The sequence below is a fragment of the uncultured Desulfobulbus sp. genome (genome assembly GCF_963662935.2).
Lineage (GTDB): Bacteria > Desulfobacterota > Desulfobulbia > Desulfobulbales > Desulfobulbaceae > Desulfobulbus.
This window is the reverse complement of record NZ_CAXXTL010000001.1, coordinates 880,034-891,945: the sequence shown is the minus strand read 5'-3', so window position 1 is coordinate 891,945 and position 11,912 is coordinate 880,034. Positions and strand designations below refer to the sequence as shown.

General features: G+C 57.0%; 13 protein-coding genes. 4 read left to right on the top strand and 9 right to left on the bottom strand.

The window, feature by feature from the left end; all coding sequences use genetic code 11:
• Positions 1-233: 233 nt before the first annotated feature.
• From ACHZCX_RS03870 to ACHZCX_RS03850, 5 genes are all read right to left on the bottom strand, one after another.
• Positions 234-1,196, bottom strand: coding sequence for a response regulator (locus ACHZCX_RS03870; RefSeq protein ID WP_319585912.1), 963 nt, complete (start codon positions 1,194-1,196; stop codon positions 234-236).
• Positions 1,197-1,223: 27 nt separating this feature from the next.
• Positions 1,224-2,552, bottom strand: a complete 1,329-nt coding sequence (locus tag ACHZCX_RS03865) for an HlyD family type I secretion periplasmic adaptor subunit (RefSeq protein WP_319585911.1) — start codon at positions 2,550-2,552, stop codon at positions 1,224-1,226.
• 38 nt (positions 2,553-2,590) lie between these two features.
• Complete coding sequence (locus tag ACHZCX_RS03860; protein WP_319585910.1) at positions 2,591-4,786, bottom strand: ATP-binding cassette domain-containing protein; 2,196 nt, start codon at positions 4,784-4,786, stop codon at positions 2,591-2,593.
• Complete coding sequence (locus ACHZCX_RS03855) at positions 4,783-6,495, bottom strand: ABC transporter transmembrane domain-containing protein (RefSeq protein ID WP_319585909.1); 1,713 nt, start codon at positions 6,493-6,495, stop codon at positions 4,783-4,785. The genes ACHZCX_RS03860 and ACHZCX_RS03855 overlap by 4 nt, the downstream gene beginning before the upstream one ends.
• Before the next feature lie 321 nt (positions 6,496-6,816).
• On the bottom strand, positions 6,817-7,362 hold the full coding sequence (locus ACHZCX_RS03850) for a nitroreductase family protein (protein ID WP_319585908.1): 546 nt from the start codon (positions 7,360-7,362) through the stop codon (positions 6,817-6,819).
• 17 nt (positions 7,363-7,379) lie between these two features.
• On the opposite strand from ACHZCX_RS03850, the gene ACHZCX_RS03845 reads away from it, so the two are divergent.
• The 3 genes from ACHZCX_RS03845 to ACHZCX_RS03835 are packed head-to-tail and all read left to right on the top strand — an operon-like array spanning position 7,380 to position 8,715.
• A complete protein-coding gene (locus ACHZCX_RS03845) occupies positions 7,380-7,718 on the top strand; it encodes a hypothetical protein (protein ID WP_394708748.1) in 339 nt (112 codons plus the stop codon).
• Between the two features lie 11 nt (positions 7,719-7,729).
• Complete coding sequence (gene lepB, locus ACHZCX_RS03840; protein WP_319585906.1) at positions 7,730-8,227, top strand: signal peptidase I; 498 nt, start codon at positions 7,730-7,732, stop codon at positions 8,225-8,227.
• Complete coding sequence (locus ACHZCX_RS03835; RefSeq protein ID WP_319585905.1) at positions 8,224-8,715, top strand: hypothetical protein; 492 nt, start codon at positions 8,224-8,226, stop codon at positions 8,713-8,715. The genes lepB and ACHZCX_RS03835 overlap by 4 nt, the downstream gene beginning before the upstream one ends.
• Positions 8,716-8,772: 57 nt before the next feature.
• On the opposite strand, the gene ACHZCX_RS03830 is transcribed toward ACHZCX_RS03835, so the two are convergent.
• From ACHZCX_RS03830 to ACHZCX_RS03815, 4 genes are read right to left on the bottom strand one after another with little or no spacing between them, the layout of a single operon-like run.
• Positions 8,773-9,213, bottom strand: coding sequence for a hypothetical protein (locus ACHZCX_RS03830; RefSeq protein ID WP_319585904.1), 441 nt, complete (start codon positions 9,211-9,213; stop codon positions 8,773-8,775).
• A 14-nt stretch (positions 9,214-9,227) separates the two neighbouring features.
• Complete coding sequence (locus ACHZCX_RS03825) at positions 9,228-10,148, bottom strand: AEC family transporter (RefSeq protein WP_319585903.1); 921 nt, start codon at positions 10,146-10,148, stop codon at positions 9,228-9,230.
• A 35-nt stretch (positions 10,149-10,183) separates the two neighbouring features.
• Positions 10,184-10,489, bottom strand: coding sequence for a transcriptional regulator (locus tag ACHZCX_RS03820; protein ID WP_319585902.1), 306 nt, complete (start codon positions 10,487-10,489; stop codon positions 10,184-10,186).
• Entirely contained in the window at positions 10,477-11,130 is a 654-nt protein-coding gene (locus ACHZCX_RS03815) for a 3'-5' exonuclease (RefSeq protein ID WP_319585901.1), read from the bottom strand. Before ACHZCX_RS03815 ends, ACHZCX_RS03820 begins: the two co-directional genes overlap by 13 nt.
• A gap of 176 nt (positions 11,131-11,306) precedes the next feature.
• On the opposite strand from ACHZCX_RS03815, the gene ACHZCX_RS03810 reads away from it, so the two are divergent.
• Entirely contained in the window at positions 11,307-11,816 is a 510-nt protein-coding gene (locus ACHZCX_RS03810) for a C-GCAxxG-C-C family protein (RefSeq protein ID WP_319585900.1), read from the top strand.
• Positions 11,817-11,912: the final 96 nt, after the last annotated feature.

Genomic DNA, 11,912 nt, shown 5'->3' with positions numbered 1-11,912 from the left:
CCATCTCGCGGGGCCAGTGATTTTTCGTCGCCATTTTGCGATGGGTTGGGCCTTGTTTTGCAAAAGACAATTGTCTGTACAGAACTGAGTGACAAAATTTTTCCGATATTGATTAAAAAACCGTGCATTCGATGTGCTGCACATCCGGGCAGCCGGTGGTCCCCTCTTGCCGGAGAGAGCATTGTTGTGTGCCGTGAACGAAGGATCTTTCTGATATATTGGACAAAAATCTTTTAACTCCAGTAATCGTCGGTGGTTGAGTCGGCATCAGATTTTTCCATGATGGCTGTCACCTGGTTGCCCTGCTCATTGTACAGCAACCGGTCAAAGGCGATCATGTTAGCCATGGCGATGCCGCGACCATGGTTATGGGTGGCGCGGGAAGGATCAAATTTCAAGTAGCCCTTCCAATTGAAGCCTTCGCCCTGATCGGTGATCTGTAAATAATAGGAGTCATTTTTTCGTTCAAAAATCACCGTCACCTGGCGGTCGCGGTACTCGGGGGCTTGCAAACGGCGTTCGACTTCCTGACGCCAGTCGTTGCGGTCCATGAGTTCAGTTTTGTCATCATAGTTAATCCCCAGGTTGCCGTGTTCCACTGCATTGATGAGCAGTTCGGAGACCCCGGTCAACGCCCGTTCCGGATCGGGAAAGCAGTTGGCGAGGAATGAAGACATGCTTTCCGCTTCATCCAGGGTGCGATAACTTCCCTTTAAGACTTGGATCAGGCCGAAACTCATCCGATGGCGGCGCATTTCGGTTTGCAGCGCCTTGCGATGCTTGACCTCCTTGACCGCCGAGGAAATGATGGAAAGCAGGGTCTTGCGCTCAATGGGTTTAGTCAGATAGTAAAAAACCCCCGCCTTGATGCCCTCGCTGATCTCCTCGGGTTTATCGGCCGCAGTCAACATGATGATGGGGATGAAGCGGAGCCGGCTGTCGGCCTGCATCTTGCGGGTCACCTCCATTCCGTCCATTACCGGCATCATCCGGTCAAGCAGAATGACGTCGAAACCGGCGGGTTGTTCCTCGAGGATTTGCATGGCCTCCAGGCCGTTGACAGCCCTGGTCACGGCGTATTGTTCTTTTTCGAGAATGGAGGCCACCAGGTGTAAGGCGGCGGGGTTGTCTTCCACCACCAGGACCGAAGTTGGTCGGGGCGGGACGGCGGATGTGCTGAGTGGACTGGATATCATACGTGTTCCTTAGATGTGCAGGGTAGGCTAACGTTCAGTAAAGGCTGAGTTAAGGGCCCGGTGAATGGGCTTGAGAAAATATTCCAGCAGGCTCTTGGTGCCGGTGATGATATCGGCGTTGACGATCATTCCGGGCAGGATCATGTTGTTGCCGGGTTGTTCACCCAGATAATTTTTCTCCATGGTGATGACTCCACGGTAGAAACTTTGCCCCTTCTCGTCGACAAAGGTCGTAGCCGACAGTCCCTTGACCGTTCCGTCGACTGACCCGTAGCGGGTAAAATCATAGCTGCTGATCTTGACAATGACCGGATACCCGACTTTGATGTGGCCGATGTCATTGGGCGAAATGCGAACTTCGGCAAATATTTCACCTTCAGTGGGCACGATTTCCATGAGCTTGTGGCCAGATTGAATCACCCCGCCTTCGGTGTGGATTTCCAGTCCTTTGACAATGCCGTCCAGCGGTGAGCGGACGGCGAGCCGTTCAGCCTGCAGCTGGATTTTTTCCAGCATTTCCGAGGTTTCAGCTCGATCGGCTTCCACGGTTTCGAGTTGATGCAGGGCCTTATTGCGGCCTTCGGCGACAAGGGATTGCAGGCGGCCCTCGAATTCATCAATCAAATCTTCGGCCTGACTGATCCTGATCACCAAGGTGTCGACTTTGCCCTGTTGTTCATTTCTATCGCGGAGAACGGCCAAGTAGGTCGTCTCTGAGACCAGGCGTTCCTTGTACAGCTTATCCTGGGTGGCAAAGGCGGTACCGGCAATGCGCAATCCTTCCCGGGCAGTTGCCAGTTCACGCTTGTGCAGGTTGACCTGTTCGCGTTTCTGGATGATCTGCTGTTTAAGCACTTCCTGTTCCTGACGCTGGCTTTCGGACATGCTGATCAATATGTCTTTCTGAGCCGAGCCGGCTTCACTATTTTCCTTGCTCAATCGTTCGAACGCAGCATGGTCGCCGCTGAGAAAGGCCTTGAGCCGGGAAGTCTGCAGGTTCAGCAGTTGCAGTTTGTTGGCCAGCCGGTTGACATCGCGCGTCTGTTCGTCCCCGCGAAGCTGGATCAGGATCTGCCCTTTGTGGACCCGGTCGTCATCATGCACCAGAATTCGTTCGACGATTCCGCCCTCCAGGTGCTGAATGGTCTGCACATATCCCGAAGGAATAATGGTTCCAGCAGTGGTTGCCCGTTCGGTTATCTGGGCGTAGGCGGACCAGATAACAAAGCAGATAAAGCACAGGCAGATGATCAAGGTGGTGGTCCTGATCAAATAAGGGGTGCGTGCCTCCTCCAGCATCGCTGATTGCGAGAGGATTCTGAGTTGTCTGGTTGTATCCGCGTTTTTCTGTGCCATGGTCGGTCTGTCCTTGGGTAGGTCGATGTATGTACTGGTCAGGATTGCAGGGAATCAAGCAGTTCAGCCGGTTTGCCGGCCAAAACCTGTCCATTTCCGGGCAAGTAGACCAGCCGGTCAGCGAGGAGAACGTCGGCTCTGCGCTCGGTGATATAGAGGATGGTCTTGCGGCCGCGCTGTAGGTTAAGGAATTCCCGGAATCTTTGCCCGGTGATGCCGTAGAGCACCGCCGAGGGAAATTCGTCAAAGAGCATGATAGGCGCATCGCGCAGATAACCGCGGGCCAGGCTGAGCTGAAAGGCGAGACTTGACGACAACTGGTCGGACCGGTAGTCGCCGATAAAGGTATTGAGTCCGGCCGGCAGGGCATTGACCTCTTCCAGGGCACCGGCCAGGGCAAGGGCCTCGTGCAGTTCCTGATCGGAGGCGTCCGGTTTGACCATGCGCAAATTTTTCTCGATGGTGCCATGAAACAATTCCACCACCTGGGGCACGTAACTGATGCATTTGCGCAGTTCGACCGGGTCGCGCTGCCGGATGTCCAGTCGATCAATAAGTATTGACCCTATTTGTGGCTGATACAGGCCGTTGGCCAGTTTGAGCAGCGAGGTCTTGCCTGCGCCTGATGCTCCGGTTATGGCTATGATTTCGCCTGGTTGGATGTCGAGGTTGAGTCCAGCCAGAATCGGTCCCCGGTCACCGGTGTAGCGGAGGCCGACACCGGTGAAGGTGATCTGGCCGTTGATCTTGATGGTTTGGGCCTGGCTGAAGGAGGGGCTGGATTCGGGCGGAGTCTTGATGAGTTTATGCACTTGGGCCACGCTGCGGAAGATATAGCGGATGCGGACCAGGGAATTGCAGATAGCCTGCAAGGGTGAAAGAACCCGCCAGACAAGCATCATCGAGGCGATAAGGGCGCCGGTGGTGATCTGTCCCTGCCAGACCAGCCAGATGCCGTAGGTCAGGGTCATAACACCTGCCAGGATCGAGAGTCCGTAGGCAACAGCCTCGATGATCGAGGTAAGGAACGAGGAGGAAAATGAGGTCAAAGCGGCCTCGCCGGATACTTCGCGGAAACGCTGCAGCCAAGTTTCGCCAAGGCCGTGGTATTTGATCGCCCGATTTTTTTTCATGGTTTCAACAAGGAGGGCTTGTCGTTGCACCGAAGCGACGGCGCCGTGTTCGGTGCTCGCCTGAATCCTGGGCAGCATGATCATGGCCAGTGCAATGTAGCAGAGGGCCAGGGCTATCGGGATGAAGGCCAGCGGGCCGCCAATGATTCCGATGACGGTAATAAAGATCAGGGTGAAGGGCAGTTCGAGCACACTGACGCTGGTCGAGCCGGTGAAAAATTCGCGAATCGAGTCGAAATCGCGCATCCGTGCGACCTGGGAGGGAATGGACGAACCTTCGATCAGCCGGGGCGGCAGGAACAGTAACCGTTCAAAGATGGCTTGGCTGGTGATGGCATCGATCCGCACCCCGAAGTAGGCCAGGGAGCGGGCGCGCAGGTAGCGCAGGCACGTTTCCATGATCATGGCGATCAGGGCACCGACCACCAGATGTTCGAGGGTCTCGACCGAGCGGCTGCCGATTACCTTGTCATAGACCACCATGACAAAGAGCGAAGAGGCCAGCGCCAGGATATTGATCAGGAAACTGACCCCGAAGGTCTGGAGAAAAATTGAGTCGAATCGACGGGTCAGGCTGCGGAACCAGCGGAAAGGGCTGGCGTCGACATTGGCGCTGAACCGGTTTTGAGCGATGAGTTTTTTGCTCTGGGACGAAAAAACATACAGGGTTCCGGGCTGATCGGGAAGATCGGTCAGCGACAGCATGGACTCGTCGGCGGGGTTATACACCTTGGCGAGTCCGGATTCTTCTGGACCCGGGATGAGCACCAAGGGCATGCCGGGCACATTTTTCCGGTCATCGGCAATGAACAGGCAGGGAGCTAGGCGCTGGTCGAAGTGGTGCAGGCGGATGCGGGTTGAGCGGGCGTGGAACCCCAGGTTGATCATGGTGTTGATCAAGTCGACCCGATCGAGTTCGCCGGGCATGTGCGGCAGGGATTCGCAGACCCGGCTGATGCCGCTCTGCCAACCGAGGGCAGCCAGGAGAAAGGGCAGCGCTCGGGCAAAGGGGGAGATTCGGTCAAGGCCGAGCCAGCCGGGAGGTTCGAGGATGGCCCGCATTGACTGGGCGGTTTTAAGATACATGGCTTCGCCGCTCATAGACTGAACTCCCGGAAGGGCAGCACACCATGGATTTTGGAGTCGGTGGGCGCGGTTTCCTGCAAGGTGGAGTTGACGATGAAATACTCCCGGTCGGCGAGACGGAGAATGTTGCGGTCATCGGAGATAATGATCAGCACCGTCCGCCGTTTCAGGCGGCCGAGAACGGAAAAGATCAGGTTGTATCCGTTCTTGTCCAGACCCCGGTCGGCATTGTCAAAGAGAATGACCCGCGGTTTATTGGCCAGAACCCGGGCTATGGCGATCCGTTGTTTCAGCCCCGGTGGAATGGGATCGGTGACGCCGTCGGTGAGCATGGTTTCATACCCCTCCGGCAACAGAGCCACCGCTTCGTCGATCCCGAGAAAACGGGCGGCGGTCATGGCGTCCTCCTCAATGGTGGCGCCGAAAAAGGTCAGGTTTTCGCGGATGGTGCCGTAGAAAATAGCTCCTTTTTCCGGGAGATACCCAACGTGGGTGCTCAGCAGTGCCGGATTGACGAGGTGCGGCTCAACGCCGTCAACGGTCAGGATCCCGGCACTGGGACGGAGGATGCCGGTGAGCAGCTGCAATAGGGTGGTTTTGCCGCAGCCGGCCGCCCCGGAGACGGCGATGGAGTCGCCAGGGTTGAGGCTGAGGGTGAGGTTGTGCAGCAGCAGGGGCGCATTTTCGCCATAGCAGAAATCGACGCCATCGAGCACCACCCGGCCTTCCGGTTTCTGCATGCCGCGGGGATCGTTGTATTCGGCGACCGGCAGGGCAAAGATGTCGCGCAGCTCCTGTTGATCGATGAAAAAACTCTGGAAACGTGTCCAGAGCGACAGGGCCCGCTGTACCGGCTGCATGATCCGTCCGGAGAGAAGAATGCACGCTGCCAGACCGCCTGTGCCCATATCCCCGTGGATGACTCTGAGGGCGCCCGCCGAGACCACGGCCACGGTCATGATCTGGGCAAAAAGGGTGGCAAAATTCTGGGCAATGTTGGTGGTCAAAGCCACCTGATAGTGGGCCATGGAGATGCGCTGCTGGAGCCGGTCGTTGCGGCGAAGGAAGAATTTTTCCAGGCCGATGCCCTTGAGGGTATGAATGTGGGAGAGCGTCTCGATGATGAAATTGTAGCGGATCTTGCCGCTGAAATCCTGTTCCTGCACTTGCTGCCGCAAGCAGTAGCCGACATACCAGGCCAGGAGGCAGAAGAGCACGAAAAGGGTGAGCGGCACCAGAACCAGGCCGCCGGCGATGTACCAGATGAGATAGAGGAAGATAAAAATGAACGGCAGGTCGACGATGGTCAGCAGGGCCTGGCCCGAGTAGAAGCCGCGCAACCGGCTGATGGCCGCCATTTTTTGCAGATACGCACCCGATCCCTGGCGTTCGAAGGCCTGGATCGAGGAGTTGAGGATGTGGCGCATGGCTTCGCAAGAGGTCGTGTGTTCAAAGACCGCGCCCGACCAGGCAGTCAGGTAGGAGCGGGTCAGGCGGAGCAATATTTCCAGGAGAACGGCAATGATCACGCCGGTGACCAGCAAGGTCAGGGTGCCGAAGCCATAGTTGGGCAGGATCCGGTCATAGGCCTGGAGCATCATGATCGGCATGGCTAAGGCAAGGAGGTTGATGACCAGGGAGGAAAGTACCAGGTGAAAAATGTTCACTTTGAATTCGCTGGCAAAGGCGGAGAGGTTGCGGGAAGGCAGCAGGTTGTTGATCATTTCAGCTCGCAGAAGGGGCGGTTGTTGTCGGTGAGGGTATTATAGGGGGGTAGATTCACGAAATAAAAGCGAAAAAGGAATAGGGTGTTTTTTTTGGGAACAATTCTTTCCGTCACGGACGGAATCGAAGCAGGCCTTCTTTCGAAGATGATCCGTGCTTTTTTTCTTCTGTCTTCTTTATTGTATACCTGAATGGGTGTTACGACAGAGGTACCAAAAACCGCGCAGAGAATGCGGTTCTCTCTTGGGGGATGGTGCTGCGGGAATCGTTGCTGAAAGGGTGTGAGGTGGATTGCCCGTCATGTCAGCGGGCAAGAAGGCTCAGTACCTGTTGGAGCTGCTCATGGTTGCAGTGGTTTTCCTGATTTTTTGGCGGATGGGGTTATCCGGTGCGGCATAGCCGAGGCTGATGAGCAACCCGATCCGCTTGTGTTTCGGGATCTGCAGCAGCTCCTGGATCGCCGTTTCGTCAAACCAGCCGAGCATGCAGGTGCCCAGTCCCAGTTCGGTCGCCTGCAGGCAGAAGTGGGCGGCCGCGATGCCGATGTCGATCAGGGGAAATTCCCTATCCTTCAGCCGGGCCCCGATCTGGGTGATCACCTTGGGTTTTTCGATGACCAGCACCGCCAGGGCAGGGGCCTGGGGGACGAATTTGTTGAATGACACCAGGGTGCTGTAGGTTGCCCGAGCCACCCGGTCTTTCAGGATGGGATCGGTGACCAGGATCAGTTTCCATGGCTGGGAATTGCTGGCGGAAGGGGCCAGGCGGACCGCCTCGATCAACTGGTCGAGTTTTTCCTGCTCCACCGGCCGGTCTACATAAGCTCGTACGCTTTGTCTGCGGGTGATCAAATCGGAAAAGTGCATGGATCTCCTGACTGCGGTTGAAAACGACCTTTTTGCCGCTGAAGCGAGTCCGGCATAACGGCGGGGTCACTATCGGCCAACATACCAGGGAGGAGGTCGAGAGGGAACCGGCTTTTGCTTGCATTCCGACAACAGGCTACGGAGATCCGGGCACAGAGATGGCCCTCTTTTTGCGGCCTCCTCTTGTGATGTATGGTACCGTGGTGATCGTCTTCTGGTGTTGCGGCAATGATGGCAGGAGCACCGTTTACCCCGTCCCCAGCACGGAGACGGCCCTTTTCGTGCGGGCCATGGACGATCTGCTTGCGGGCCCAATGCTGGAGACCAATGTCCAACTCTTTCAAACTACCCAATAGCGCGGTCAATCATGGCAACTTCCAGGCTCCGTCGTTTCATGCTGCCCGATTTGAATAGGAAATTAATTCTTCGGCTGCTGCTGGTTGCCCTGGCGGCGGTGGTTGTTTTTACCCAGATATTGATCCCTCTGCGCATCGAGGGTCACAGCATGGAGCCGACCTATGACGACGGCGGCTTCAACCTCTGCTGGCGGGGGCGCTATCTTGTGTCGGAACCCAAACGGGGCGATGTGGTGGTGATCCGATTTGCCGGACGAAGGGTGACGCTGCTTAAACGGATCATTGGACTGGCCGGGGACACGGTCGAATTTCGAAACGGGTCGCTCTTTGTCAACGGGCAATGGGTCAAAGAGCCGTATGTGCGCATGCCTTCGGACTGGAATCTGGCTCCGCGCACCGTGGAGCCGGGCAAGGTCTATGTGGTGGGCGATAACCGCGCCGTGACCCTGGACCGCCACCATGTGGGCCAGGTGGAGCAGGAGCGGATTCTGGGAGGTGTGGTGTGGTGAGCGGAAAGGTTTTTGTTTTCGTGCTGATCGTCCTGGTCGCGGCGGTTGGTGCCTTCCGCTTCTGGCCGAGCGATGAACGGGCGATTCGCCAGCAGTTGGCCGTGATCGAGGAGGCCGGATCCAAGGAACCGGCGGAAAAGTCCATCGAGGCGCTGTTCAAGGCCAAGCAGATCGCCGCCTTGTTCAGCGACCCCTGCCAACTGACGGTGGCATCCGCCAGTCATGCGGGCGAATATCCGCGCAAGCAGATCCAGGACCGTCTGCTCATGGTCCGTGGTTTCTATACCCAGGCAAAGGTCTCCTTGCACGATATCACCATCGATATAACTCCTGAAAAAACCGCTGTTGTGCGCGGCACCATCCGCCTGCGCGGCGAGGGCGCGGGCGGGAAGGTGGCCGATGTCCATGAGCTTCGGGCCGAGATGCGCTCCATCGACGGCAAGTGGCTGTTCACCACGGTTGAAATCGTCCAGGTTTTGGAGCGATAACCTAAGAATTTGGTGTCAAAGTCGCCACCATTCCATTCGCTTTGTTTTATGGTTCCATTAGAGACGAATTGGATCGCAAGCACCCCCAATTAAATTCAGTGAATTTGCTGTGTTCGAAGGCTTGCATCCAGGGAGCGGTTCGTCTATTGGGCTGCATACTTGCTTCTCGACATGGAGTGTAGCAGGTTTTTCGCAGATGGCTGCCTGCATTGATGGGTTGATGTCAAATGGTAAATACTGCGTTTTGCTGCTTTCGCCACGTTGTGCTGACGTAGTGCGCACAGCTAGAACGATTCCAGCGCCTTTGTAACCAATAATGGCATAGTCCTTCTTTCCGTCGTCATTGAAGTCTCCTTCAACAAATGTTGATATGTCCCATTGGACGTCAGGGCGCGCAGCAACAATGATGTTAGCGGGGTTAAGTGAATTGGCGTTTTGTTGCGCGTAGGCGTTCACAGTGATTGCGATCGAAAAGCTGAGGAGGATGGATCGTTTCATAATACCTACAAAAGTTATCCCACGATTAACAAAATCAGCGCCATCGAGCCGAAGGACAGCAGGGTCGACATTACAATCACCGCCGAGGCCAGCTCGGTGTCGGAATGGAGCTGGGAGGAGAGGATATAGATGGCGGTCGAGGTGGGGAGGGCGAAAAAGAGCATGCTCACCTTCCAGGCTAGGCCGGTGACCCCAAACAGCCACAGCAGCAACAGCCCCAGCAGTGGCAGCACCGCCAGTTTGAACGCAGCCGAGGCCAGGGCCAGGCCCATGTTGTCGCGGAGATTGGAGAAAGTGAGGCTGCCGCCGATGGAGAACAGGGCCAGCGGCAGGGTGACCTGGGACATCAGCTTGAGGGTGTTGTCGATGGGTACGGCAAAGGAGCCGATTAACCGGGAATAGAGGATGCCGGCGACGCAGGCGATGATCAGCGGATTGGCCAGCAGGTGCTTGAGGGTGGCGGTCAGCCGGTTGCCCTGGTTACGGGCGTCCTCACCATACCAGATCAGCACCGAGACGCAGAGGACATTGATCATCGGGATAATCAGGCCAATGAGAATACCGTACAGTTGCACCCCAGCCTCGCCGAAGGCGTTGATGACCACTGCCATGCCGATGTAGGTGTTGAAGCGATAGCAGCCTTGGTTGAATGAACCGGCCTGGAACGCGGCCACCGGCAGGAAGCGGATAAACACCAGGCTGAGGCCGCAGACGCCGAGGACAGCCAGGGCCGAAGCCGGCAGGTAGCGCCAGCCGTCGTCAAACTGGAGCGGGGCCGAGCCGATCTTCCAGAAGAGCATCAGGGGGAAAAAGACAAAATAAACCAGCCGGTCCGAGGTGCGGAGAAACGCCACGTCGGTAATCCGCCAGTGTTTGACTGCCGCGCCGAAGAGGATCAAGGCCAGGACCGGGAAGAGGGCGTTGAGCAGAATCATGCATCCATCATGGGCAAGAGTAAGTGGAGAACACTTCAGCCGAACCTGTAGCGGGGGCGGCGGATGCGGGTCTTTTTGCACCGGGGACAATGACCCGGCGGTTGCGGCCGTTGACGCTCTTCAAAAACAAAGCCGCAGCCCAGGCAGACTGGCGGCTCGATCACCAGCCGCTTGCCCTCGGCCTTGAGGCTGCGCTCGATGTGTTCAAGGTGGGCGTAGATTTCTTTTTCGCTCTGGTGCAGTTCCTGGGAAAGTTCGCGCGCGCCAAGGGTTTCGGCGGCCAGCAGCTCGATGATCTGCTGGCGGATTGTCGAGGGGCCGGTTTCCGTTATCTGCTCCATGCCGTCTCCATGGGGTTGCCAGCGTGCAGTTCCGTATACCCTCGAAGAAAGCGATCCACTTTTCTCCGGCCGATCCGGGTCATTTCCTGCATCAGGGCAAAGGGAATCTCGCTGAGGTTGTAACGACTACAGAGCAGATCGGTCATAGCGATCCACAGATGGCTGGTCATCTCGGCATCGGCGAGGGCGCGGTGGAAGGTGCCGTCGGTGAAGATGCCCAGGTGGCTTACCAGGGTTGCCAGTTTATGGTTGGGTGACTCAGGATAGAGACGGCGGGCTGCCAGCACGGTGCAGGCCATGGGATTGGTTCGTTCCCTGCCGACCAAGGCCAGCTCGGCATCGAGAAACTTGCGGTCAAAACCGGCGTTGTGGGCAACCAGCGGGGTCTCGCCGATCCAATCGGCAAAACGGGTCATGACTTCCTCGCAGGGCGGGGCCTCGGCTACCAGGTCGTTGCTGATCCCGGTCAGGGATTCAATGAACCAGCTGATGGTAAACCCGGGATTCATCAACTCCTGGAAGCGGTCGACGATCCGGTCGTGTTCGATGCGTACCGCGCCCACCTCGATCGGCCGGTCGCCGTAGGCAGGAGACATGCCAGTGGTTTCAAAATCAAGGACAATGACGGCGGGACTGGGCATGGACAGGATCCAAAAACAATAAAGGAAACGGGTGGATGACCGAACTGCCCCACCTGATCGGTAAAAAAGGCGGCCGCAGAGATCCCGGTGAAAATCGCAATGCAGATCGGGGATGAATCGGGTACAGTCAACGGACTCATACTCTAATCCACCTTCAAACTCAATGCATGGAGGAAATGATGCGGCCAGATGAAATGCGGGAAAAAGCAATTGAACTGTTCACCCAACGGTTGCACTGCAGCCAGGTGCTGGCCATGGTCGGCCTGGAAAAACTGGGCATCGAAGATCCTTCGGTGATCAAGGCCTTGGGCGCCTTTGGCGGCGGCATCGGCGGCACCGGCAATATCTGCGGGGCGCTGGTGGGAGCGGCCAGTGTCATCGGCAGTTTGTACAGCCGGTCCAGTCTGGAGGAAAAGGAAAATCCCCGGATGTGGGCGGCCACCAAGGCGGTGATGAAGAATTTCGAGGAACTGGCTGCGCCGCATGGCGGCATCAACTGCTGCCAGATCGCCCGGGTCAACTGGATGGACCGGGATCAGGTCAAGGATTTTTATGGTAATTCCGAGAGCCGCCGGCAGCACTGCCTCAAGGTTGTCGGTGACACCGCCAAGGCCTTGGGGGAATTGCTGGAACAGGAGGCCGAATACATGGCCGCCAAAAACGCCGAGCAAAACAAAACCAAATAAGCCAGGGCAGGGGAGAGCGAAAACCGCACCTTGCCAATAAACCCCGGCTTGGATGCGAGCCGGGAGACGATAAGGCAGTCACACGGCTGCCTTTTT

Coding starts and splice junctions, on each gene's coding strand:
- ACHZCX_RS03815 (WP_319585901.1), bottom strand. CDS start 11,130: ATGCCCAGTCCCGCCGTCATTGTCCTTGATTTTGAAACCACTGGCATG.
- ACHZCX_RS03860 (WP_319585910.1), bottom strand. CDS start 4,786: ATGAGCGGCGAAGCCATGTATCTTAAAACCGCCCAGTCAATGCGGGCC.
- ACHZCX_RS03870 (WP_319585912.1), bottom strand. CDS start 1,196: ATGATATCCAGTCCACTCAGCACATCCGCCGTCCCGCCCCGACCAACT.
- ACHZCX_RS03855 (WP_319585909.1), bottom strand. CDS start 6,495: ATGATCAACAACCTGCTGCCTTCCCGCAACCTCTCCGCCTTTGCCAGC.
- ACHZCX_RS03850 (WP_319585908.1), bottom strand. CDS start 7,362: ATGCACTTTTCCGATTTGATCACCCGCAGACAAAGCGTACGAGCTTAT.
- ACHZCX_RS03820 (WP_319585902.1), bottom strand. CDS start 10,489: ATGGAGCAGATAACGGAAACCGGCCCCTCGACAATCCGCCAGCAGATC.
- lepB (WP_319585906.1), top strand. CDS start 7,730: ATGGCAACTTCCAGGCTCCGTCGTTTCATGCTGCCCGATTTGAATAGG.
- ACHZCX_RS03865 (WP_319585911.1), bottom strand. CDS start 2,552: ATGGCACAGAAAAACGCGGATACAACCAGACAACTCAGAATCCTCTCG.
- ACHZCX_RS03830 (WP_319585904.1), bottom strand. CDS start 9,213: ATGAAACGATCCATCCTCCTCAGCTTTTCGATCGCAATCACTGTGAAC.
- ACHZCX_RS03825 (WP_319585903.1), bottom strand. CDS start 10,148: ATGATTCTGCTCAACGCCCTCTTCCCGGTCCTGGCCTTGATCCTCTTC.
- ACHZCX_RS03810 (WP_319585900.1), top strand. CDS start 11,307: ATGATGCGGCCAGATGAAATGCGGGAAAAAGCAATTGAACTGTTCACC.